Below are 21,217 nucleotides of genomic sequence, written 5' to 3'. Positions count from 1 at the left end.
GCTGCGCGGGCTAGTAGGCATCGAAATCGAGAAAGCTCAAGGCTATCTGGTCCGCCGGCAGGGTTTTCTGCTTCTGATCAAGCGAGAGGTAGATCAGGTTCAGCGGCGACGGGCGGAGTGCCTTCGGCACGTCGATTGCCAGGCCCCGTCGACGGCTCGCTTCGGGAAGCAGGCCGATGAACAGCCTGGGGAGAATCGGCACGGATGCGCAGGGCAATGCCGTCACGGGACCGTCAGGGCTGAATTCTCCCGCCACGACGACACCCGGCTTGTCGGTGCTGGCAAAAGCGGTCAACACTCCATCCCGGTTGCTGGCGAAACGAATGGCATTCTGCGGATTCCGGGCTCGCCAGGCCAGATGTGCCTCGGTCCACTGCCTCCGAAAAGCCGCCGTGCGGCAGACGGCGGGCCAGTCGACCTTCGCCACGTGTCCGAGCGATATCTTTGCGTCCAGCGGGCGCACCAGTTGGAATCCGAGCTTCCGGATGAACCCCGGGGTGCTGTTGGCGTTGGCCACGCCATACACGAAATTGAACCCGAGTTCGGCGCCCCGCTCGTAAGTCCGGCGCGCCAGTTCGGTGAACAGCCCCTTGCCCTGGAAATCCGGATGCGTCGCCGTATTCAGCGACAAAAGGCCCCGCTGCCTGACTCCCTGGATAAAGACGTCTGCCGGAACGGTCACGTAGTGCGCCGCGAGCCGGCCCTCAGCGTAGGCATCGAAGCCAACTACCTTTCCGGACGGATTCTCACTATAAAGCCACTTCAGATACGTCTCATTCAGATGGCCGGCATCGGGAAAGCTCGCACGAAAGAGCTCCGCGTACTCCCGCAAAGCATCACCATCCGAACGCGTTGGAACAAAGTCAAACATCGTCAGACTCCCGCTTGCGTTTTCGCCGTGCGCGCAGGCCGGCGGGGAAGTAACGGTGAATGGGACGCCTTGGCACACTCGCAATGTCATACCCCACGAATGCCAGCAGCAGTTGCAGACCCGCCAGGAACGACAGCGCTGCGACCATCACCGTACCCACGGGCGTGGCTGTTTCGTGGACCGAAGACAAATACCAGTGGTAGCCCCCGAACAAGACGCCGAAGATCATCACGGTCGTGCCCACCAGCAGTTCGATGCTGGCCAGCGAAACGTCGCGAAGGAAGTAATTGTAGAAAATGCGCTTGCCGAAGTTCCGCACATGCTTGCGCAAGAACTCGCCGAGAATCCGGGAAATCTTGAGATTGCTGACTTCGTCGCCGTACACCGCATCCATTGGCACGTCGACGACCACCGCGCGGTAGGTGCCAAGGCGGAACAGCACGTCGGTTTCGAAGAAATAGCGCTCGCTGATGCGATCAAAGGGCAGGCGGCGCGCCACATCGGCGTGAATGGCGGTATAGCCGTTGGTGGGATCGAAGACATCCCAGTAGCCGGTCGACAGTTTGGCGAGCAACGACAGTACGGCATTGCCAAAAATGCGTACCGGCGGCATGCGGCCGATCTTGGTCAGGTCGTAGAAGCGATTGCCCTTCGTATAGTCGGCATCGCCCGCGAGGATGGGCATGATGAAATCGGGCAGAAGCTCGGGGTCCATCTGTCCATCGCCATCGACCTTGACGATGACCGTCGCGCCATCGTCGATGGCGGCGCGATAACCGGTCATTACGGCACCGCCCACGCCCTTGTTCTGCGCGTGCCGGAGAACGACCACCCGCGGATCGGTGCAGTTCTGCTCGACAAAATCACCGCTGCCATTCGGACAGGCATCGTCCACCGCATAGATGCGCCACACATAGTCAGGCATCTTCCCGATAACGGACAAGATATGGTCGGTAACCTTGTAGCTGGGAATGACAACCGCTACCCGGCGCCCTTGCAGCGGCGCTTCGGTATAACCGTCCTCCATGGCCTGGACATCGTTTTCGAGATTATTCAAGACAGGGCCTCAGCGATAAATCCAGTATTTCGAGATAACAAAGCCGCAGAGAGCCAGAACCGCATCGGCAAGCGGCTTGATTATCCAGGCAAACTGCAGGCCTTTGGCGTGGTCCGCCAATGCTATGGCGATGGTACTCAGTACCGTCATCGCCGCCCAGGAACACAGGAAGCGGGCAAGGTGGCGCCAGCGCAGGCCGTCGGCAAGCGCCGACGAAAAGGTAGCCTTGCCATTGAGCCAGAATCCGAGCATCGCACCGATAATGCGGCCTGCCACATTGGCGGGCACGGCGGGCAAGCCCAACGCCGACAGCAATACGAAACAGGCCCAGTCCACGCCCAGTTGGAGCGCGCCAACTATGCCGTAGGACGCGCCTTGCCTGAGCATACTCATGCGCTACTCCAGATATCACACACCGCGCGGCCGGCGGTAACGGTGGCCCGCCACTTGCCTCGATGTTCCAAAAAACTCGGGCAAGAATTGTATCAGGCCCGACGTGGCGGAAAACAATGCTGCGTCAATTGCCTATCGCCGGCGCGACAGCATCCGGCGCGCGCGGCGCACGAAGCGCGGCGCCGATTGCATGATGGCAAGATGCGCCGCCGCGACCATGAGGAATCCCAGGAACATCAGGTACTCAGGCACGCCGCTTTTCCATGCAATCACGCCAATCGCGCCAAATCCCGCATTGATCAGCAGGATGGCCCAGACGACGATCGCCGGAGGCAGGTCCAGGCGGACCAGAATATGGTGCAGGTGCGTCCGGTCCGCCGAGAGCGGGTTGCGGCCCGCCATCGCCCGCCGGACCGTCACGGCCAGCAGGTCGATCAGCAGCACGCCCAGCAGCCAGAGCATCACCACCGGTGGCACATGGCGGCCATAGTTGTAGGCCGGCTGCGACAGTTCGACCGTGAACCAGACGATTGCAAAACCGAGCATCAGGCTTCCCGCGTCCCCCAGGAACACCCGGTTCCTGCCCCGCAGCGGATTCGGGAGGTTGAACACGAGAAAACCTACCAGGGCGCCGACGAAGATGACGCAATAGCGCTGCGCCGTGGTATTGCCGACATCGCCCGAGAGGTAGGTCAGCCAGCCGAATACCGTCAACGCCAGGCCGCCGGCCAGGCCGTCGAGCCCGTCCATCATGTTCGTGGCGTTGACCACCGTGACCACTGCGAACAGCGTCAGCGGAATGCCCCAGTTGGTCAGCTCGATTTCCCGCTTCCCCAGCACGTCGCCCAGGGAGCTGAGGAAGACCCCGCCCCAGGACGTCATCAGGATGGCTGCGAACAGCTGCGCGCACAGCTTGGCCAGCGGCGACATGCCGCGCATGTCGTCTACCACGCCCACGACGGCCAGCATCGTCACCCCCGCCAGCAGCGCCACGTGGTAGTCGGCCACCCGCACGAACGCGAACGAACCGGCCCAGACCGCGAACGTGATGGCAATGCCGCCAACCAGCGGCACCGCGCCGCTATGCCGCTTGCGGCCACCAGGCCGATCGAGCAACTCTCCCCGGAACGCCAGCGGGCGCAGCATCCGGACTGCGACAGCGGTGAACAGGGCCACAATCACCGGGACCCAGAAGAAATCGAACATGAAATGGCCTGTCTATCCGACAGCGTTAAGTTTGTATCGCCAATAGGCCGACGAGGTCAGCAGTTTCAACAGGCTGCTGACGTGCCAGCGGAAATGGCGGCCATCCAGCGTCGTACGGCGCCGGGCATCGTGAATCACGCTGGCCGCCTGATCCCAGGTGACGGCTTTCCCGGCCAGATGCACACGCAGGCAGATATCGACGTCCTCGCAATACAGGTGGAAACGCTCGTCGAAGCCCCCCACCCGCTCGAACGTTGCCCGATCGAACACCAGGCACATGCCGGCCAGCCATGCCACTGTCTGTACGGGAACAGAAGCATCGTAGTCGGGGTGGCGCCTGCCCAGCACCGCCCGGGAAAACAACCTGGGCACGGATGGCACATGGCGCGCGCTGTCCTCGATCGTGCCGCCTGGCGCGAGCACACACGGGCCTGCCACACCGGGCGCAGCCTTGACGCGCTCGACCAGGGCCAGCAGCGACCGATTGTCGGGAAGACGAAGATCCGGATTCAGCACCGCAAAGTACGGCGCCCGGCTGACCGCGAATGCCGCATTGTGATTGGCGCCAAACCCCTGCGGCTGGCCATTGCGGATCAGCCGATAAGGAATGCCGGAATCACGGACGATCTCTTCGAGGTTCTCCGGAATGTTTTCGGTCAGCACCAGTTCCAGCGGAATCTCGCGGCCGAGCCGGGCGATGTCCTCCAGCAGCGGCGGCAGCAAGGCACGATGTCCGTGGCTGACGACCGAGATCGACAGCAGGGGCGTTTCCGTCACGACCCGCCTCCTGACCGCATCATGGCGGCCACCGGACTATCGCTGAAACGGTGCGTCCAGCCCTCGTTCTCGCGGAAGTGCATCGGCGCATGCGCGCCGTCCTGGAACGTCAGCGCCAATTGCGCCGCAGCGCGCTGTTCGTCCGCGGTATCGGCCAGGAATACCCCGGCCTCGCCTGCCCGATATCGCATCTCGCCGAAGCGGGTCGAAATCACCGGCAGGCCCATCGCGCGATACTCGTAGTACTTGATGGGATCGACGGATTCCGTCAACTGGTTCCGCTTGAACGGGATCAGCCCGACATCGAATTCCGCCACCGCCCGCATGGCGGCATCGTGCGCGCAAGGCGGCAGCATCTCCACGTTGGCGGGCAGGTCATGCGGCACCGCAACCGCCATCGGTCCGACCAGCCGCACCAGGGCATCGGGACGGGCGCGCGCCAGATCCCTGACCGCGTCCCAGTCGAACCAGCCCCCGATGGTGCCGACATAGCCAAGCACCGGGCGTTGGTCGCGCGAGCGCGAGGGCTCGCGGGGCGCAGGCAGCACCGCGGGATCGCAGGCATTGCGCACGAGCGCCACGTCCGCCCGGATCGACCTCCAGTATTCCTGCAGGCATGTGGAGGAAGCCATCAGCGCCTCCACCCGGCTGCCCACGGCGCGCTCGCGCTGCGACATCACGTACCGCGAGATGCCACTGTAGAACGCGGCGAAATGGTCCATGGAGTCATAGACCGATCCCTTGAACCAGCGCGTGGAGAGCAGCGACAGCGCCAGCAGCGACGGCTTGCCGATGACCAGCAAGGTCGGCGCCTTGCCAGCGAAGGACCCGATGGCCGCCAGGTTCTGCTGCCAGAGCAGGCGATTGGCCCATCCTGCCACCGGCAATGGCTCGACCGGAAGCGCCTTCGGGCGGATCAGCTGCATCCATGCCGGCGGGAGGCCCTGCTGCGTGCCGTGGTCATTTTTCTGCTTCAGCCGGCGGACATCACTGAGCTTCGGCAGTCGGGTGGGATAAGGATCGACCCAGATAACCTTGTCGCCGCCCATGGCACGGAACCACTCCACGAACTTGTGGGGCCGCTGGGAAAACGAGAACCACGGGACCGGCGACAGGTAAACCAGCTGGGTCATACAAAATGCCTGCGCAGCACGTCGACGATGCGCTCCGAAGCATGGCCGTCGCCGTAGGGCGACACCCCCCGCGCCATCTCGCGGTATGCCGCCTCATCGTCGAGCAGGCGCTGCGCCTCGGCGACGATCCGATCGAAATCCGGACCCACCAGCTTCACCACGCCCGCATCCACGGCCTCTGGACGCTCGGTTTCACGACGCAGGACCAGCACCGGCTTGCCCAGCGCCGGCGCCTCTTCCTGGACCCCGCCGGAATCGCTCAGGATCAGGTAGGCACGCTTCATCGCGGCAACGAACGGCAGGTAATCCAGCGGTTCGGTCAGCGTCACGCGCGGCATCCCGCCCAGCATGCGATGGGCCGTATCGCGGACATTGGGATTCGGATGCACCGGATAGAGAACCTCGATGTCCTCGTTGGTCTCGACCAGATGCCGGATGGCACGGCAGACCTCTTCAAACGGCGCGCCAAAATTCTCGCGGCGATGCGAAGTGACCAGAACGAGACGCTTTCCGTCGCCAACGGCGGGCATCATGTGGTCACAACGCTGCACCACATCCAGCAGCGCGTCGATCACCGTATTGCCGGTCTGGACGATTTCCTCGTCGCGCACGCCTTCTCGCAGCAGGTTGTCCCGCGACGACGCGGTCGGCGCAAAGTGCCACGCCGCGATACGGCCGGCGATGACGCGGTTCATCTCCTCGGGGAACGGGTTCTGCATGTCCCACGTACGAAGGCCCGCTTCCACGTGGCCGAACGGAATGCGGCGGTAGAAGCAGGCCAGCGCCACCGTCATGACGGTCGTGGTGTCGCCTTGCGCGATCACGGCGTCCGGGCGCTCCGCCTCCAGCACGGCGTCGACTTCCACCAGCAGGCGGGACGTCAGTTCCACCAGCGACTGGTTCGGACGCATGATGTTCAAGTCGATATCCGGCTGGATGCCGAACAGCCCGAGCACCTGGTCGAGCATATGGCGGTGCTGGGCTGTCGCCAGAACGCGACAGTCGACCCATGGCTCGCGCTTCAGCGCGTTGATCAGCGGGGCCATCTTGATCGCTTCGGGCCTCGTGCCCACGACGCAAATAATCTTCTTGCTCATCTATGGAATTGCCTTTGCCTGATTTCTACTGCTCAATAGCCCATGAATCTGAAGTCCAGGGATAGCCGTCCCTTGCCGGCAGGTACACACACTGCCCGGAAAGCCTGGTTTGCCCGGTAAAGCGGCACGGCTTTGCCGTTGACCGACGCCTTCCACCACGGGTGGTATGCATCCGACAGGACAAACCAAGCCGGTCTATCCGCCACATAATCGACCTGGACCCGATTATTTTGATAATCCACGAGAGTGTAACTTAGGTTGCCGACGCATCCCTGTAGTTCGGCCCTCCGCTGGGCCGTCAGCGTCCCGTCGTCGGTAATTTCCACAAAGTTCTCGGGATGGAAGTTCTCGGCGGCACGGTCAGGCTGCACGATCTCGGAACGCCTGGGGTTCGTGACCCGCGGCAACGGCTTCGTGACCTCCCATATTCTGGTCTCCTCGAACGTTGCCACCGGACCCGATACCGCGGCCCGGTAGTTGGCATCCTGCGGCGCGAGGTCCCCGCTGGTCACGATGTATTTCACCCCAAGCGAGCGGAACCGAGCCGAACCATAGGCGTCGGCCTGCCCCGGCAGACGGGGCTGGCTCAGCGATTCGGGCGCCCCGTAGAAATTCTTGTACGAAGCGAGAACCATGGGGTTGTAGCCGAGCGACGCGTGCAGGCGCTCGGCGCTCGGCACGTTCCGCCACATCTTCAACGCTTCGATCTGTTCCACGCGGTAGGGGAAACGGTCGCCATCGGCCAGCCGCGGTCTCAGCCATTCGGCCACCTGATTCTTGCCCGGCGCCGGGAAGAAGGACGCCACGAAATCCGTCCCGACCGAATTGAACGACTTCGATGCACCGGAGAAGCCCAGGTCCAATGCCACGACAGCGACCATCGCCAGCGCCAGGAAGCGGGTCCGCCGGAATATCGCCAGGGCGACCAGGTAGGCACCGATGGCAAGGCCGAACCGCAACATCAGCTTGGCGTACGAGAACTCCCCGCCATAGACGAACCATCCGCCCGCCGCGGCCAGCGCCGCCACCCCCAAACCTGCCCCGATGGCCCACCGGGCATGCCGCGACAGAAACTGCCGCGCGGCATCGAGCCACCGGTCATCGGCGCATAACAGCAGCAGCGCCAGCAAGGCGTTGACGAGGAACATCGCGTCGTTGGGACGGCGGAACAGCTTCACCCCGGGCAGGAATTCATAGAACAGCCGGTAGACACGCGCCTCGGGGCCAAGCGCATAGAGCACGAAAAAGACCAGCATGACGGCGAGTACGCGCTTCTCGTACCGTTGCGCCTGGCTTGCCGGCCGCCCGCAGAGTACGCCGATCACCAGTGCCAGCGGCAGCAGGCCGATATAGAAATAGTTCGACGTCAGCTCGCCAACCCACGGATTTCCGTTGTTCGAGCCCGAGAATCCTGCAATCAGGTAGGTCAGAAACGTCTGAACCGCCGCCCCGCCCGGGTTGGCCATCAGGTAGTCGTAGGAAATCTCGGGCCGGTTCGAGATACCCAGCGCCACCTTCACCGAATACAGGAACGGGAATGCGATGACGAGAGCGATGACCGCTGCCACGCCCAGCGCGACCAGCCTGCCAGGAGCACGTAGCCGTGGCAGGTGCGCCACGGTATAGCCCACCAGGAAGAGTCCGGAAAGATAAGTCACCTGCGTGCCGTGCAGCAGCATCAGGCCACCGAAGATCCCGGCACCGACCCCGGCACCGACACCAGCACCGACGGAGCCGCTTCTCAGGATGCGCCCGAGGAAGAGGTAGCAATATGGCAGGAAGGCGTAGCCGACGATCATCGGCGTATGCTGAAGCCGACTGATCGCCACGCCTCCGAACATGTAGACAAGCGCCGCAATGATGGCGATGACAGCCGGGGTAGACCGGTCACGGCCGCACAGGATCACGCCAATGCCGCCCACCAGCACGTGCAGCAGCACTGCCAGGGTGAAGCCATACAGATAGTGGGGCGCCAACGCCATCATGATGAGATTCATGAATGGCGAAAATGCCATGCCTTGCGGATCGGCGATGTTGGCGAAGCCGGCAAACAGGTACGGATTCCACAGCGGCAGTTCGCCGGCAAGATACGCGCGCACGTTGAACAGCATCTGCGGATAGAACTCGTCCATGGCATCGAAAGGAATCACGATGCGTCCGGAGAGCCACCTCCAGCAGATCAGCGCCCAGAGGATGGCCACCACCCCCAGGACTGCCGCCAACTGTTTCCGATCGGAGCGATACCCTGCCCCCGACTGCATGGTCAGACCAAACCTGGCCAGCACGCGCATTTTTCCCCCTCTGTCGAAAGGGCGCGCCCCGCCGTCATCGCACCGGGGCGTACACCCAAAGTTTCGCAGCCGTGAAATTCCAGCCCAGACAGACCGCCGTAGCCAGCATTTGCGCCAGCCACTTGTTCAGGCCGAGCCAGTCCGCCAACAACAGCATGAGGCCCGTATTGAGGCACCAGCCGATCAGCGCCATGGCGTAGAAACGAGGCAAGGCCGAGACGTGCGACCGGTTGCTGCCGAAGGTAAAGAAGTAGTTGAGGACGTAGTTGATCAGCGCGCCAACCACGTAGCCCATGCCGGAAGCCACCGACGGCCGCAGTCCGTAGACACCGGCCCCGGCCCAGAGCACCAGATACTGGGCACCGGTTGCAGAAGCACCGACGACGAGAAAACGCGCAAACGTCGCCATCCCGGATCGATGCCGTGTCTGCGCCCTGTCAGTCACGGTAGCGGTGCGGCGACCATGGTCCCCATTTCGCTTCGTAGATGGCCCGGTTCTTCTCCATCAACGCGTTACGCCGCTCGGTACCGAGCTTGCTGAACGATGCCGAAAGGTGATGATGGACAAAGACATCCTCCGCGCATACGCAGCGGTTACCGTTCTGCTCGACCCTGCGGCAGTAGTCGTCATCCTCGAAGAAGCCCAGTCCGAACGCCTCGTCGAGCCCGCCCACGGCTTCATAGACCGGGCGCGGGATCATCACGCAGAAGAAGGCCGCCGTACGAATGTCGAACGACATGCCCAGATGCGCCACCGTGTACTTGCGCGCCACCGCCGGCATGTCGTCGGTGGAGGGATAGTCGATCTGGATCTTCGCTTCGTTGCCGATATTGTTGGTCACCGGACCGATCAATCCGATCGAAGGGTCCGCGCGCAGGTGCCGGATGAACCCGCTGGCCCAGCCCGGCGACACCACGGTGTCGTTGTTCAGGATGACCAGGTACTCACCGGAGGCCATGGCCAGGCCCTGGTTGTTGCCAGCGGCAAAGCCCTTGTTGTCGGTGTTGAGCAGCAGCTTCACATCGTCACGGCCGGCGGCGAACGAGCGCAGGTACTCGGGGCTGCCATCGGTCGATGCATTGTCGACGATGACAATCTCGTACCGCACATCCTGCGTGCAGCGATCGATACTGGCCAGGCACTTGCGGGTCAGCTCCAGATTGTTGTACGTGAGCACCACGATGCTGACGAGAGGCTGCTCGACCTTGGCCAGCGATTCCTCCAGCTCCAGCGCACGGTGCCGCCACGTCTGGTCCGAGGCAAAGGCGATGCGGCGGTCCACCAGTTCCTGGGCATCAGGCGCCGTGAGTGCCTGACGGCACTGTTCGACGAAATCGTCGCCGTTGGTGGCAGTACGCACCAGTTCCCCGAACTGCCGCATCTCGGGCAGATCGACGGAGACCACAGGCTTGCCCGAGCACAGGTACTCGTACACCTTGACGGGGTTGGTCGCCAGCGTCAGATCGATGACCCGGAACGGCAGCAGGCAGACATCGAAGGCGTACAGGTAGTACGGCAGCTTCGTGTAAGGCACCTCGCCCAGGAACTCCACGTTGCCGACATCGGCAAGCTTGCCCCGTGCATCGCAGGTATCCGCGCCGATGAGCAGGACCAGCGCCTCCGGAAAGGCCAGCGCGACCTTGCGGACGAGTTCCACATCGAACCACTCCGCAATGGCCCCGTAGTAGCCGATGATCTGGCGCCCGTTCCGGTCCTTGTATTGCTCCGCCGGCCGCGTGTTGAAATGCGTGAAGTCGCAGGCGTTGCGGATCGTGAAGATATTGCGGCTCTTGCCGTGGCATGCGTCACGCAGCCAGTCCGACGTGACGACCAGCACATCGCTCTGGCTGATCAGCCCTTTCTCGGCTTCCAGGATGTCCGGCGCAACATTGCCGAAGCCTTCGTGATGGTCCATGCAGTCGTAGACCATCCGGCTGCGCGGGATGCTGCGGGCGCTATCGAGCCAGAACGGATGCTGGACCAGCGTGATGTAGCGCTCGGCATCGGCCCAGCGCACGAACGCGCTGACGCCCGACTGGATCTGCTTGCGGATGTCTTCCGGCGGCAACTGGTTGTAGATCGGCTGCGCGCCGCGCGCATGGAAACATACCTGGTAGACCAGCGACTGCCCGGCGATCGGCTCGATGGTGAAGCCCGGCGTGGGCTCATCCACCAGTTGCGCACTGACGTAGAAGACCCGATGGCCGCGCGCCGCGAAACCCAACGCGAGCTGCTGGGGCCGCTGGAAACGGAAGTGCCAGTCGATCACGCCCCAGAAGATGACGTCCTCGCCCGCGCCGGGCGCCACGGGCGGCGGCACGGGGACTTCCTGGTTGTACGGCCGGTCGGCGCTCACGAGCGGCGCGCCGATCTTGCGGCGGAGTGCCGTCTTCACGCCCGATGCACCGTCCCGGCGGTACATGTCGACCAGCTTGCGCGCCGTGTTGACCACCCCGCCCTGCCGTGCGACGAATCGCCGGGCCCGGCCCATGGCGCGGCGCGACTTCACGATCGGGCTCCAGAAATAACGGAGCGGCTTGGTCACGCGCCAGGACAGCGATGCGTAGATCATCGCAATGTCCTTGTCGCGCTGTTCCAGCAGCGTGACCGCGTTGCGGCGCAGCTCGTCGGTTTTCGACAGCTCGCGCTGCGTCGCGGCCCATTCGGCATCCAGCTGGATCCGGGCCTGGCGCAGTGCATCGCGCTCGGCCAGGACATTCTTCAGCCGCGACGTGACGGCGTCCAGCCGGGCGGCGACCGCCTCGGCATCCGAGCGCAGCTCGCGCTGGAGGCCGACGTCGCCGTCATGCTGGCGGTGCACCGTGGCGCAGGTCAGCACGCTTTCGGCGAGGGTAAGCTTGTGGCGTGCCACGGCCTCTGGACGCCCATAGACGAGCAGCATCTGCTCGCCGGGCCAGTAGCAGGGCTGATGATCGCTCACGTCCATGAGTTCGGCGTGCGCCAGCACCATGCCGTCGGGCAACTGCAGCGGGGTGTTGGAAAACTCGAACGTGAACTCGTGCTCCGAAATCCGCTCGTACTCGCGGTAAGGTACGAGCATGACCAGCCACTGGCCGATGCGCGGCGTCAGCTTCTGCAGCACCCCGAACGGATTGTCGAAGTGCTCCAGCGTGTTGGACGTGAACACGACGTCGAACTTGTCGTCGGACGCCGCGTGATCGGCCAGGTAATCGGCCGTGCGGAACTCCACGCCCGGATAGTGCGCGGCGGCCTTGCGGATGGCCGCATCGGAGAAATCGACCCCCACCACTTTCGCTGGCGTCAGTGCCTCGGCCAGGACCCGCGTGCCGTCGCCTTCGGCGCAGCCCCAATCGCAGACCGTCAGGTTTTCCTCGCGGATCGCGCGCTTGAGCCACACGGGCATATGCCTGACAGCAAGCTCGCAGAAGAAAGTCGTTTGCTCGCGTCCAGACGCTTCGGCCCAATCGCTCTCGAAGCGATTGTCCCAATAACTCTTGCTGTTGATTTCAGAGTCCATCACAGGGTGGCAACTATTTGCGAATTGATGGATATGGCCTGCTTCACGTGCGGTACGAACATGCCATGCACGGTTCCAGGCCAGATCGACGAAAAATACAAGCTGCCTTCGATATATTCCAGATACCGGACCGTCGCACTGGCTTTGTCTTCCAGTGCAACCGCGAGCATGTAGCTACCTGGGGCAAGGTGGTTGTTCAGCCGGAATTCCGCCAGAACTTCACCGTCCATGCCAGGTTCGAAACGGAATCCGTTGTCCCACGTGGTGGCGACGATCAGATCCGAGCCAGCGAGGTTCTTGATGGACCACGCGATGCTGACGGAGGTCACGTCGACATCGGATGGCAGGCTGCAGCGGATGCGGACCGTGAAATCCTCGCCGCCCTGGACCACGGACATCGCCTCGCCCGCTCCATCGACAAGAGTGGTTTCCAGGATACTTCCCTGGGCTTCGCCCCAATGTGCGATGGCCTGCTTGTGACGCGGCGGCGCAGCCTTGTTCCCGCCCGCCGGCCCGGCCTCGGGTTCCTCGTCATCGAACAGGAACTTCATGTAGGCCGCGGTGACGCTCAGTACGTCGCCCTCCAGGCGCTTCTCGCCCTTGTCCAGCCAGATCGCACGGTCGCATAGCGTGCGAACCGCCCCGACGTCATGGCTGACGAACAGAATCGTCGCGCCGTCGGCCTTCAGCGCCTTGATGCGATCCAGGCATTTCGACTGGAACCGCGCGTCGCCCACGGCCAGCGCCTCATCGACGACGAGCAGTTGCGGATGCACATGGACGGCCACAGAAAACGCCAGGCGCACGAACATCCCGCTGGAATAGGTCTTGACGGGCTGGTCGATGAAATCGCCGATCTCCGCGAACGCCTCGATCTGGGGAAACACGGCGTCGATCTCGGCCCGTGACAGGCCCAGGATCGCCGCATTCAGGTAGACGTTCTCCCGTCCGCTGAACTCCACATTGAACCCCGCCCCCAGTTCGAGCAACGCGGCAATGCGCCCTTCCACGTTGACAGCGCCGTTCGTCTCGGCCAGCGTTCCGCAGATGATCTGCAGCAGTGTCGACTTGCCGGAGCCGTTGCGCCCGAGAAACCCGATGCACTCGCCCTTGCGAATCTCGAAGGAAATATCCCGCAGGGCCCAATGCTCGCGGTAGAGCCGGGGCGCCGGGCCGCCGCCCAGACGGGCCAGCCGGCCCCGCACGGCCTGCATCAGACGATCGCGCGGCTTGTCATAGATGCGGAAGCATTTCCCCAGGCCCTCCGCGCGGATCACAACGTCAGAGCACATCGGCAAAGCCTCGTCGCAAGCGCTGGAACATGGTAAAGCCCACCCAGGCCGCCACCACCGCGCAGCAGGTGTAGACAGCCAGGCCGCGCCAATCGGGGAACTGTCCCATGATCATGACGGCCCGCAACTGTTCCATCGGAAAAGTGAGTGGATTGAACTGCATCACGCTCTGCAGCGCAGCCGGCAACGCCGATACCGGATAAAACATCGGGGACAGGAACATGGCCACCGTCACCGCAACGCCGGTGACTTGCGCCAGATCCCGCAGATACACGCCCAGCGCCGCCAATGCCCACGTCGCGCCTACCACGAAGCATGCGAAGGGAAGCAGCACCAGCGGAAAGAACAGCATGGTCAGGGTGGGCATATTGCCCAGGAAAATGCTGAACAGGATCAGCACGGCCAGCCCGATCAGTGCGTGGAACATGGCCGCGAACAGCGTTACCCAGGGCAGCAGTTCCAACGGAAACACCACGCGTTTGACAAAATTGGCATTGCCCACGATCAGGCCGGGCGCACGCGTCACGCATTCCGAAAAAAGGCCGTAGACGATCATGCCGGCAAACGCCATCAGCGCGAAGCTCGTCGTGGAACCGAAACCGCTGCCCCAGCGGGACTTGAATACGTGTCCGAAGACAAAGGTGTACACCGACAGCATCAGCACCGGGTGGAACAGGGACCAGAGCAGTCCCATGACCGATCCCCGGTACCGGCCCACCACTTCGCGCCGCGTGAGCTGGTAGACCAGCCCGCGATGGCGAAGCAGGGCGCCGAAGGGCCCTCCGAAATCCGACAGTACCGCCATCCCCGTTCTGCTCACAGCTGGTCCCGCCACTGGGCGAGCGACATCCCCACCTGGTCCTTGGCAGAAAGAACCGGCTCACCGCTGATGGGCCATTCGATGGCGATTTCCGGATCGTTCCAGGCCAGGCTGCGCTCGTGTTCCGGATACCAGTAGTCGGTGGTCTTGTAGAGAACCTCCGCGTGCGCCGACGTCACGACAAAGCCGTGCGCGAAGCCTGCTGGCACCCACAACTGGCGCTTGTTCTCCGCGGAAAGCGCCACGCCCACCCATTTGCCGAAATTCGGCGAGCCCTTGCGGATATCGACGGCGACGTCAAAAATCTCGCCGGCCACCACGCGCACCAGCTTGCCCTGCGGATGCTCGACCTGGAAATGCAGGCCGCGCAGGACATTACCCACCGAACGCGAATGATTATCCTGGACGAAGTGGCCATCCACGCCGGTGGCCTCCTGAAAACCCTTGGCCTGGAAACTCTCGAAGAAGAATCCGCGATCGTCCCCGAACACCTTGGGTTCGAGAATCATCACCTCGGGCAGCGCGGTTGGAATTGCCTTCACTTGATTGCTCCCGAGATAATCTGCTGCAAGTATTTGCCGTAGCCGTTTTTCAACAAGGGCTGGGCCAGCGCTTCAACCTGTTCGGCGCTGATCCACTTGCTGCGGTAGGCAATTTCTTCCGGACACGCGACCATCAGGCCCTGCCGGTTCTGCAGGGTAGCAATGAACGTTGCCGCTTCCAGCAGTGAATCATGCGTGCCCGTGTCGAGCCACGCATAACCGCGCCCCATGATTTCCACCTCGAGCTGCGCCTGCTCCAGATAATGCTTGTTGACATCGGTGATTTCCAGCTCGCCGCGCGCGGAGGGCTTTATCTCAGCTGCAATGTCGCATACCTGGTTGTCGTAGAAATACAGGCCGGTAACCGCATAATTCGAGCGCGGTTGCGCAGGCTTTTCCTCGAGCGACAGCGCACGAAAATCGGCATCGAATTCCACGACGCCATAGCGCTCGGGATCGTGCACATGGTAGGCGAATACCGTTGCGCCCTCGTCCTTGTCAGACGCCCGGTGCAGCTGGGCCACGAGGTCGTGCCCGTGGAAGATGTTGTCGCCCAGGATCAGCGTGGAGGGGTCGTTGCCCACGAAATCGCGGCCAATGACGAATGCCTGCGCCAGGCCGTCCGGCGACGGCTGCACGGCATACTGCAGATTCACACCCCAGTTGCTGCCGTCGCCGAGCATCTCGGCGAAGCGCGGTGTATCTTCCGGAGTGGAAATAATAAGGATGTCACGAATCCCTGCCAGCATGAGCGTGGACAAGGGATAGTAGATCATTGGCTTGTCGTACACCGGAAGCAGCTGTTTCGATACCGATCGGGTAATCGGATACAGCCGCGTCCCGGAGCCCCCGGCCAGGATAATGCCTTTACGCATGGGCGATGTCAGGAAATGATCTGGTCGAGCAGGTGGTGAACCCCCTCTCGCCAGTCCGGAAGATGGATGTCGAACGTTTCGCGCAGCTTGCGCGTGTCCAACCGCGAATTGGAAGGCCGGGGCGCCGGCAGCGGATAGGCCGTGGCAGGAATGGCCTCGATGGCAGCCGGGTCGACCTTCAGGTTGACGCCCTTGCTGGCGGCGTAGCGCAGGACTTCCGTTGCATAGCCATGCCACGAGGTCTCGCCGGAAGCCGCAAGGTGATAGACCCCGACGGGAAACGCCGCACGGTTGCCATGCAGCCAGGCGCGGCTCACGATCTGCGCGGTCACATCCGCGATCAATGCCGCCGTCGTCGGCGCGCCAAACTGGTCTGCGATGACTCGCAGGCTATCGCGCTCGCGACCGAGTTTGAGCATGGTCTTGGCGAAATTGCCGCCATGCGCGCCCGCTACCCAGCAGGTACGGAGCACGATGGCCTGGGCGCCGGCAGCAGCAATTGCCTCCTCGCCCGCCAGCTTGCTCTGGCCGTAGACCGAGAGCGGGCCCACCGCATCGGCTTCCGTGTAAGGCGCGCTCCCTTCGCCGGCGAAAACGTAATCCGTCGAATAATGGACGAGCAGGCTTTCCGTTTCTCGCGCCACTTCGGCCATGACGCCCGGCGCCGTACCATTGATGGCGAACGCCAGGTCCCGCTCGGTTTCCGCCTTGTCGACGGCCGTGTAGGCGCCGGCGTTGACGATTACCGCCGGACGCACGCTGCGAAGCACTTCGCGTACCGCGTCCGGATTCGACAGATCACATTGCGTCCGATCCAGCGCCACCACGCGTCCGAGTGGCGCCAGGCTGCGGCGCAATTCGAAACCAACCTGGCCGTTGCTTCCTGTTACAAGGATTGTGGGGAGGGTCGACGCCTTAGGCTGCATATTGCTTCGCCACCCAGTTCCGATAATCCCCCGAGATCACGTCCTGCACCCACGCCTGGTTGTCGAGGTACCACTGCACGGTCTTGCGCAGGCCGGTCTCGAAGGTTTCCGCCGGCTTCCAGCCAAGTTCGCGCTCGAGCTTGCGGGCGTCGATGGCGTACCGCCGATCATGGCCCGGGCGGTCCTTCACGAACGTGATCTGGTCACGGTAGGAACCGGCTGTCTTCGGGCTCAGTTCGTCGAGCAGGTCGCAAAGCGTGTGCACGACGTCGAGATTCGACTTCTCGTTCCAGCCGCCCACGTTGTACGTCTCGCCGAGCCGGCCCTTTGCCAGCACCTCGCGGATCGCGCTGCAGTGATCGCGCACGTAGAGCCAGTCGCGGACATTCTGGCCGTCGCCGTACACCGGCAGCGGCTTGCCGGCTAGGGCATTGGTGATCATCAGCGGGATCAGCTTCTCGGGGAAGTGATACGGGCCGTAGTTGTTCGAGCAGTTCGTCGTGACGACGGGCAGCCCGTACGTGTGGTGGTAGGCGCGCACCAGGTGGTCGGACGCGGCCTTCGAGGCCGAATACGGGCTGTTGGGCGCGTAGGCGGTGGTTTCCGAAAACTGCGGGTCCGACGGTCCGAGCGAGCCGAAGACCTCGTCCGTGGAGACGTGCAGGAACCGGAAGTTGGCCTTCGCTTCGGCGTCCAGGCCGTTCCAGTAGGCGCGCACGGCCTCGAGCAGCGTGAAAGTGCCGACGATATTGGTCTGGATGAAGTCGCCCGGTCCATGGATGGAGCGGTCTACGTGGCTCTCGGCGGCAAAATGCACCACGGCGCGCGGCGTGTGTTCGGCCAGCAGACGGTCCAGGGCGGCGCGGTCGCAGATGTCGGTCTGGGAAAACAGGTGCCGGCTATCGCCGTCGAGCGAGGCGAGCGTCTTCAGATTGCCGGCATAAGTCAGCTTGTCTACGTTGACAACGCTGTCTGCGCCCGGCTGGGACAGCCAGTCGAGGACGAAATTCGCCCCGATGAACCCAGCCCCGCCTGTGACAAGAATGTGCGACAAATCTTTGCTCCCTGCTTATCGATATGTTTCGACTTCCCGACAATAGTCGGGTGTCCGCCTGTTCCAGTGGGGAATAGCGGCCCTTTTTCAGTCCTCTTGGAAGTGGCGCTATTCTATCTGACGCCGCACCCCATCCTTGGTGTAAAACCTAACTTTTTGTAGCGCCTTGTAACGGATTGCCAAATCAATTATGTGCGCATGAGAATGCATGGGTGGCACATTTCCGCTCTGCGGCACTATTTTCGGCAACTTATCAATGGCTGGTAATCCGTCCCACTCCACGAACCTCTTTGCCATCGGTGATCTTCAGGGTTGCGCACCCTCGCTCATCGATCTTCAGGCTCGACTTCCCTCTGATGCCGCCCTCCGCTTCGTCGGCGATCTGGTCAACCGCGGCCCGGCCTCGCTGGAGACGCTGCGCACCGTCAGGAACCTGGGCGAAGGCGCCCGCACCGTCCTTGGCAACCACGACATCCACCTGCTGGCCGTCGCCGCTGGCGTGCGGAAGAAGGGCAAGTCGGACACGCTCGACGACATCCTCGCCGCCTCGGATTGTGAAGACTTACTCACATGGCTACGCCATCAGCCACTGGCGATTCGGGAAGATGACTTCCTGATCGTCCATGCCGGGGTGCTGCCGCAATGGTCGCCGGAACAGGTGGTCGATCTGGCGCAGGAGGTCGAGGCCGAACTGCAGGGTTCGAACTGGCAGGGGTTCCTGGCCGATGTCTTTGGCAACAAGGCCACCCGCTGGCGTGACGATCTGCGCGGCATCGAACGGCATCGTGTGATCGTCAACGCACTCACCCGCTTGCGCTACTGCTCTGCGGATGGCGAGATGGACCTGAAAACCAAGGAAGGTCTCGGCGATGCGCCGGCCGGGGTCATGCCCTGGTTCGACGTTCCGGGTCGACGCACTGCCGGTGTCACCATGGTTTGCGGCCACTGGTCGACGCTCGGCCTCGTCATGCGGCCGGACCTGATGGCGCTCGATACCGGCTGTGTCTGGGGCGGCCAGCTCACCGCTGCCCGCCTGGCCCGCGAACCGGCCGCGCGCACGGTGATCCAGGTCGATTGCCCGCAGTATTGTGATCCACTAGCCTGACCCGGCGCACCCCCGCGCGAGCGGGATTGCGGAAATGTCAGGACATGGCCGCCGTGGGCAGCCCGTCGTCGAGGGGCGACCGGGCGAACGTCGCGGCAGCCTCGCGGGCCGCCTCCGGCGCGCCGGCAGAGAGGTGAACCACCACTTCGCGCGCCGCCTCCGCCAGTTCCCGCCGGCTGGCCGACTGCGGCATCAGTTGGGGGCCCAACGTCAGCCGGACCCTGATCGGCGGGGATTTCAGGATGGCGTCGAGGCATTCCACCAGCGAGATATCGCCGATATAGGCTGGCGCCAGCGTTGGCTTGCCCGTTGCCGCGTCCACATAGCTCAGGCCCACCGGCTGCACCGGCAGGCCGCCCGAGACCGGTGCCTGCATCAGGTTGGCATGGAACGGCAACACCTGGCTGCCGTCGGTGGTCGTGCCCTCGGGGAACACGCAGACCAGGTCGCCCTGCTGCATCACCTCGGTAATGTGGTGGAGCACGCGGTGGGCATCGCGCTTGCGGCCCCGCTCGATGAAGATCGTGCCAGTCTTGTCGCACAGCCAGCCCACCACGGGCCAGCTACGGATTTCCGATTTGGCGACGAAGCGCACCGGTTGCCAGCTGTGGATCACGTAGATGTCGAGCCACGAGATATGGTTCGACACCAGCATGGCGCCGCGCGGCGCGGCTCCGCCCGGCGGCAGCCCTTGCACGTCCACGGTAATGCCGCAGATCGCCAGCAGCCTGCGCGACCAGGCGCGGATCAGCCGCTCGCGGAGGTGAGCGCTCGCCCACGGGAAGACCGTGGCGCAGACCAACATCCCGCGCAACAGGTGGAAACCGAGCCGCAGCTTGCGTAACCAGATCATCGTCACCCCGCTAGCCGTTGCGGCGCTCAGCGCTGCTCGTACACGACCTGGCCGCCCACCAGCGTCGCGCGCACGCGGCCTTGCATCTCGTAGCCGAGCCACGGCGAGTTCTTGCCCTGGCTCTTCAGCACGTTGCGTTCCACCTTCCAGACGTGTTTCGGGTCGAACACGCAGATATCGGCGGCACTGCCGGCGGCCAGCGAGCCGGCCTGCAGGCTGGCCACGCGGGCCGGCTCGCTGGTGATGCGGGCCAGCGCCTTGACCAGCGGCACGTTGTGCTCGGCGGCCCAGCGCAGCGTCAGCGGCAGCAGCAGCTCCAGGCCGGTGGCGCCGGGCGTGGCCTCGGCGAACGGCAGCAGCTTCTCGTCGTCGTCCACCGGAGTGTGGTCCGAACACAACGCGTCAATGGTTCCGTCCGCCAGCGCGGCCACGATGGCGTCGCGGTCGCGGCCGCTGCGCAGCGGCGGCGTGAAGCGCATCTGGCTGTTGAAGAAGCCGATGTCCATGTCGGTCAGCGACACGTGGTGGATGTTCACGTCGCACGTCACCGGCAGCCCTTCCTTGCGCGCCTGGCGCACCAGTTCGAGGCCGGCGGCCGACGACAGGCGGCACAGGTGCACGCGCGCGCCGGTGCTGCGCATCAGTTCGAAGATCGTATGCAGGCGCACCGTCTCGGAAATCACCGACACGCCCGACAGCCCAAGCCGCGACGCCACCGCGCCGCTGGCCGCCACGCCGCCGCCCAGGAACGGATCTTCCGGGCGCAGCCAGAGCGTGAAGCCGAAGGTCTGCGCGTACTGCATGGCCCGCTGCAGCACCTTGGTGTCCTTGATCGGCTCCTCGGCCTGGCTGAAGCCAACGCAGCCAGCCTCGGTCAACTGACCCATCTCGGTCAGCGTGGTGCCCTTCAGGCCCACGGTCAGCGCGCCCAGCGGGTGCACGTGCGTCTGGTTCAGCTTGCGGGCGCGGTACTTGAGCATCTCGACCAGGCCCGGCTCGTCGAGCACGGGGTCGGTGTCGGGCGGGCAGATCAGGCTCGTGACACCACCCGCCGAGGCCGCGGCCACTTCCGATTCCAGCGTCGCCTTGTGTTCGAAGCCCGGCTCGCGCAGCCGCGCCGAGAGGTCCACCAGCCCCGGGCACACGATCATGCCGCGTGCGTCGATGGTCTTGTTCGCGTTGAAATCTGCGGGCGCGCGGCCCACGCCCACCACCTTGCCGGCGGCGATGAACAGATCTTGTTCGGCGTCGAGGTTCGCGGCCGGATCGATCAGGCGGCCACCCTGGATGTGAATCTTCATGTCTGGTTCTTTTTTCGTTGCCCGCCTTGGGAGGCGCTATCAAAAGGAAGCGAAGCGGTTCTGGCTAGGCGCGCGACCGCAGACAGTACAAGTGGTACGGCAAGGTCGCGCAACGACGCCAGAA

19 protein-coding genes are annotated in these 21,217 nt (G+C 63.7%); 1 reads left to right on the top strand and 18 read right to left on the bottom strand.

The features are described 5' to 3' along the window. Window positions 1-10: 10 nt before the first annotated feature. From EV147_RS01670 to rfbB, 16 genes are all read right to left on the bottom strand, one after another. Window positions 11-871: a GNAT family N-acetyltransferase gene (locus tag EV147_RS01670; protein WP_130389394.1), complete on the bottom strand. Its 861-nt coding sequence runs from the start codon at window positions 869-871 to the stop codon at window positions 11-13. After that, a complete protein-coding gene (locus EV147_RS01665; protein WP_130391157.1) occupies window positions 864-1,898 on the bottom strand; it encodes a glycosyltransferase family 2 protein in 1,035 nt (344 codons plus the stop codon). Before EV147_RS01665 ends, EV147_RS01670 begins: the two co-directional genes overlap by 8 nt. 39 nt (window positions 1,899-1,937) lie before the next feature. Beyond that, on the bottom strand, window positions 1,938-2,321 hold the full coding sequence (locus tag EV147_RS01660) for a GtrA family protein (protein ID WP_130389393.1): 384 nt from the start codon (window positions 2,319-2,321) through the stop codon (window positions 1,938-1,940). 132 nt (window positions 2,322-2,453) lie between these two features. Then, window positions 2,454-3,527, bottom strand: a complete 1,074-nt coding sequence (locus tag EV147_RS01655; protein ID WP_130389392.1) for an MraY family glycosyltransferase — start codon at window positions 3,525-3,527, stop codon at window positions 2,454-2,456. A gap of 12 nt (window positions 3,528-3,539) precedes the next feature. Further along, a complete protein-coding gene (locus tag EV147_RS01650) occupies window positions 3,540-4,304 on the bottom strand; it encodes a glycosyltransferase (protein WP_235844574.1) in 765 nt (254 codons plus the stop codon). Then, window positions 4,301-5,437, bottom strand: coding sequence for a glycosyltransferase (locus EV147_RS01645; protein ID WP_130389391.1), 1,137 nt, complete (start codon window positions 5,435-5,437; stop codon window positions 4,301-4,303). Before EV147_RS01645 ends, EV147_RS01650 begins: the two co-directional genes overlap by 4 nt. Next, on the bottom strand, window positions 5,434-6,534 hold the full coding sequence (gene wecB, locus EV147_RS01640) for a non-hydrolyzing UDP-N-acetylglucosamine 2-epimerase (protein ID WP_130389390.1): 1,101 nt from the start codon (window positions 6,532-6,534) through the stop codon (window positions 5,434-5,436). The genes EV147_RS01645 and wecB overlap by 4 nt, the downstream gene beginning before the upstream one ends. A gap of 32 nt (window positions 6,535-6,566) precedes the next feature. Then, complete coding sequence (locus EV147_RS01635) at window positions 6,567-8,825, bottom strand: YfhO family protein (protein ID WP_130389389.1); 2,259 nt, start codon at window positions 8,823-8,825, stop codon at window positions 6,567-6,569. 34 nt (window positions 8,826-8,859) lie between these two features. Then, window positions 8,860-9,234 carry a GtrA family protein gene (locus EV147_RS01630; RefSeq protein ID WP_130389388.1) on the bottom strand — a complete coding sequence of 125 codons (375 nt, stop codon included), beginning with the start codon at window positions 9,232-9,234 and terminating at the stop codon, window positions 8,860-8,862. Window positions 9,235-9,262: 28 nt separating this feature from the next. Next, a complete protein-coding gene (locus EV147_RS01625) occupies window positions 9,263-12,205 on the bottom strand; it encodes a glycosyltransferase (RefSeq protein WP_198680156.1) in 2,943 nt (980 codons plus the stop codon). 119 nt (window positions 12,206-12,324) lie between these two features. Next, on the bottom strand, window positions 12,325-13,602 hold the full coding sequence (locus EV147_RS01620) for an ABC transporter ATP-binding protein (RefSeq protein WP_235844573.1): 1,278 nt from the start codon (window positions 13,600-13,602) through the stop codon (window positions 12,325-12,327). A gap of 4 nt (window positions 13,603-13,606) precedes the next feature. Then, window positions 13,607-14,422 carry an ABC transporter permease gene (locus EV147_RS01615; protein ID WP_130391154.1) on the bottom strand — a complete coding sequence of 272 codons (816 nt, stop codon included), beginning with the start codon at window positions 14,420-14,422 and terminating at the stop codon, window positions 13,607-13,609. A gap of 11 nt (window positions 14,423-14,433) precedes the next feature. Further along, entirely contained in the window at window positions 14,434-14,979 is a 546-nt protein-coding gene (gene rfbC, locus EV147_RS01610) for a dTDP-4-dehydrorhamnose 3,5-epimerase (protein ID WP_268907401.1), read from the bottom strand. Beyond that, window positions 14,976-15,854, bottom strand: coding sequence for a glucose-1-phosphate thymidylyltransferase RfbA (rfbA, locus tag EV147_RS01605; RefSeq protein WP_130389385.1), 879 nt, complete (start codon window positions 15,852-15,854; stop codon window positions 14,976-14,978). The genes rfbC and rfbA overlap by 4 nt, the downstream gene beginning before the upstream one ends. Before the next feature lie 8 nt (window positions 15,855-15,862). Beyond that, window positions 15,863-16,780 carry a dTDP-4-dehydrorhamnose reductase gene (gene rfbD / locus EV147_RS01600; protein ID WP_130389384.1) on the bottom strand — a complete coding sequence of 306 codons (918 nt, stop codon included), beginning with the start codon at window positions 16,778-16,780 and terminating at the stop codon, window positions 15,863-15,865. Beyond that, window positions 16,770-17,834: a dTDP-glucose 4,6-dehydratase gene (rfbB, locus tag EV147_RS01595; RefSeq protein WP_130389383.1), complete on the bottom strand. Its 1,065-nt coding sequence runs from the start codon at window positions 17,832-17,834 to the stop codon at window positions 16,770-16,772. The genes rfbD and rfbB overlap by 11 nt, the downstream gene beginning before the upstream one ends. Before the next feature lie 256 nt (window positions 17,835-18,090). Between rfbB and EV147_RS01590 the strand changes: the two genes are divergently transcribed. Continuing rightward, window positions 18,091-18,939 carry a symmetrical bis(5'-nucleosyl)-tetraphosphatase gene (locus tag EV147_RS01590; protein ID WP_130391153.1) on the top strand — a complete coding sequence of 283 codons (849 nt, stop codon included), beginning with the start codon at window positions 18,091-18,093 and terminating at the stop codon, window positions 18,937-18,939. Window positions 18,940-18,976: 37 nt separating this feature from the next. Here the strand turns inward: EV147_RS01590 and EV147_RS01585 are convergent, their stop codons facing one another. Beyond that, window positions 18,977-19,792 carry a lysophospholipid acyltransferase family protein gene (locus EV147_RS01585; protein WP_130389382.1) on the bottom strand — a complete coding sequence of 272 codons (816 nt, stop codon included), beginning with the start codon at window positions 19,790-19,792 and terminating at the stop codon, window positions 18,977-18,979. A gap of 26 nt (window positions 19,793-19,818) precedes the next feature. After that, the gene (locus EV147_RS01580; RefSeq protein ID WP_130389381.1) at window positions 19,819-21,093 is read right to left on the bottom strand and encodes a dihydroorotase; all 1,275 of its coding nucleotides are present in this window, start codon (window positions 21,091-21,093) and stop codon (window positions 19,819-19,821) included. Window positions 21,094-21,217: the final 124 nt, after the last annotated feature.

This window comes from Cupriavidus agavae (assembly GCF_004217045.1).
Taxonomy (GTDB): Bacteria; Pseudomonadota; Gammaproteobacteria; order Burkholderiales; family Burkholderiaceae; genus Cupriavidus; species Cupriavidus agavae.
The sequence above is the reverse complement of the archived record's forward strand: the minus strand, read 5'-3'. Positions and strand labels throughout refer to the sequence as shown.

What these genes read in the sequence shown, in the direction of transcription:
- EV147_RS01670 (WP_130389394.1), bottom strand. Translation starts at nt 871, where the DNA reads ATGTTTGACTTTGTTCCAACGCGTTCGGATGGTGATGCTTTGCGGGAG.
- EV147_RS01665 (WP_130391157.1), bottom strand. Translation starts at nt 1,898, where the DNA reads ATGGAGGACGGTTATACCGAAGCGCCGCTGCAAGGGCGCCGGGTAGCG.
- EV147_RS01660 (WP_130389393.1), bottom strand. Translation starts at nt 2,321, where the DNA reads ATGAGTATGCTCAGGCAAGGCGCGTCCTACGGCATAGTTGGCGCGCTC.
- EV147_RS01655 (WP_130389392.1), bottom strand. Translation starts at nt 3,527, where the DNA reads ATGTTCGATTTCTTCTGGGTCCCGGTGATTGTGGCCCTGTTCACCGCT.
- EV147_RS01645 (WP_130389391.1), bottom strand. Translation starts at nt 5,437, where the DNA reads ATGACCCAGCTGGTTTACCTGTCGCCGGTCCCGTGGTTCTCGTTTTCC.
- wecB (WP_130389390.1), bottom strand. Translation starts at nt 6,534, where the DNA reads ATGAGCAAGAAGATTATTTGCGTCGTGGGCACGAGGCCCGAAGCGATC.
- EV147_RS01635 (WP_130389389.1), bottom strand. Translation starts at nt 8,825, where the DNA reads ATGCGCGTGCTGGCCAGGTTTGGTCTGACCATGCAGTCGGGGGCAGGG.
- EV147_RS01630 (WP_130389388.1), bottom strand. Translation starts at nt 9,234, where the DNA reads ATGGCGACGTTTGCGCGTTTTCTCGTCGTCGGTGCTTCTGCAACCGGT.
- EV147_RS01615 (WP_130391154.1), bottom strand. Translation starts at nt 14,422, where the DNA reads ATGGCGGTACTGTCGGATTTCGGAGGGCCCTTCGGCGCCCTGCTTCGC.
- rfbA (WP_130389385.1), bottom strand. Translation starts at nt 15,854, where the DNA reads ATGCGTAAAGGCATTATCCTGGCCGGGGGCTCCGGGACGCGGCTGTAT.
- rfbD (WP_130389384.1), bottom strand. Translation starts at nt 16,780, where the DNA reads ATGCAGCCTAAGGCGTCGACCCTCCCCACAATCCTTGTAACAGGAAGC.
- EV147_RS01590 (WP_130391153.1), top strand. Translation starts at nt 18,091, where the DNA reads ATGGCTGGTAATCCGTCCCACTCCACGAACCTCTTTGCCATCGGTGAT.
- EV147_RS01585 (WP_130389382.1), bottom strand. Translation starts at nt 19,792, where the DNA reads ATGATCTGGTTACGCAAGCTGCGGCTCGGTTTCCACCTGTTGCGCGGG.
- EV147_RS01580 (WP_130389381.1), bottom strand. Translation starts at nt 21,093, where the DNA reads ATGAAGATTCACATCCAGGGTGGCCGCCTGATCGATCCGGCCGCGAAC.